This is a genomic window from Rhizobacter sp. P3_B12 (assembly GCF_056402895.1).
The window spans coordinates 1-952 of the sequence record NZ_JBFUGN010001515.1 but is presented as its reverse complement, the minus strand read 5'-3'; the positions used below and the strand labels follow the sequence as shown (position 1 = coordinate 952).

Below are 952 nucleotides of genomic sequence, written 5' to 3'. Positions count from 1 at the left end.
GCTCGTTCTCTTGGCGCAGAATCTTCCGAGTTGAGGGGATAGACGAATTGTGGCCATTTAACTTGTCGATTCCGTAATTGAGACTAGAACACTCTTAGTAAGCTCGCGCACGCGCGAGCTTGGCGACTCGCTAGACAGAGATTGCAACAAACCTATCGTTTCCTCGTCGTGCGCGTACTGCGCCGCACGAACCAACAATAATTGAGCGTTCTCCGTGTGATCGACCCAATCTACGATAGCTTGTTTTTCAACGTCAAACCACCACGGGCTTTTCGCGATTCTTTTTGGACCGATGACATTAAGTGTTATCGCCAAGCTGGGCGGGGCAAGTTGAATGTGAATATCTTTCCCAGCACGATAGGAGTGAGCCGAGCCCGACGTTACTGATAATCTGCCTTGCCGGCGAAGCGGAACCGTCTCCCCGGGGTAACCGGAAATTTTCTCGTTGTCGTACTGATATACTTCGGAATCCATAGGGGGGCCGAAGTAACTTGTCGTTATAAAATCAAAATCGTGATCGTGCGGAATGTTGTAGAAAAATTGTGCACCATTCACACCGAGGGGAACAGGCTCCCAGACGAGTGCGCGTAGCGTGAACTCGGCACTTTCATACAGAGGGAAAATCCGACTGGATCGCTTAAATTGCTTCCCATCAAAGGCCTCTTTCAATAGGCCATTCATATAGGCAGGCAAGAATTCCCTATTGTTTCTGAGCTTGACCAGTAGCTCTGCAGCCGAAGAAATATTATCTTCATTGAGTGGATGTGATATGTCTGTCAGGCGCGCGATACATTCCTGAAGAGAAATGGATTCCCGCGTCTCGAAAAGGAATACGTCGGCCATTAGGTGCTCCGGTGATTAGTATTTTTTCCAAGTCCCGCTAGAGTCTGAAGGATTTCACGGGCCAACTCCCCCTCCGGCGAGGCCTCGCCGGCGGCCTGCCCAATCACTT

The 952-nt window shown here is 50.2% G+C and carries 1 protein-coding gene; it reads right to left on the bottom strand.

Translation table 11 applies throughout. The annotated features are described in order from the left end of the window. Positions 1-57: 57 nt before the first annotated feature. Positions 58-843, bottom strand: a complete 786-nt coding sequence (locus AC1D01_RS36540) for a hypothetical protein (RefSeq protein WP_477874679.1) — start codon at positions 841-843, stop codon at positions 58-60. Positions 844-952: the final 109 nt, after the last annotated feature.

Excerpts from the sequence above, each read along its gene's own strand:
- AC1D01_RS36540 (WP_477874679.1), bottom strand. The coding sequence starts at position 843 with ATGGCCGACGTATTCCTTTTCGAGACGCGGGAATCCATTTCTCTTCAG.